Here is a 254-nt window from a genome sequence, read left to right as displayed (position 1 = left end):
CCGGAGTTGAAATCGTATTGAAGAAGACCTGGCTGCTGCTGTTACCGGCTATTTCAAAAGTGACCAGCCCATCCTGCTTTGACACCTTTACCCCATTCTCTTCCCGTACCGTGCCATTGGCCATGTCCTCCAGCAAAAAGACGGAGCCGTCACTAAACGTGAGCTTCGCCTTATCTCCTCCTGGCACAATCTCCTCTACCTCCTGCTCAGGACCCGACATAGCGATTTCTTTCGGAGGGTTAGGCTTTCTAATC

General features: G+C 51.6%; 1 pseudogene. It reads right to left on the bottom strand.

The window, feature by feature from the left end:
- Positions 1-220 (bottom strand): annotated as a pseudogene (locus OB13_RS19585) (hypothetical protein); the annotation flags it as partial.
- Positions 221-254: the final 34 nt, after the last annotated feature.

The sequence above is a fragment of the Pontibacter sp. HJ8 genome (assembly GCF_054824225.1).
This window is presented reverse-complemented; position numbering and strand designations above follow the sequence as displayed.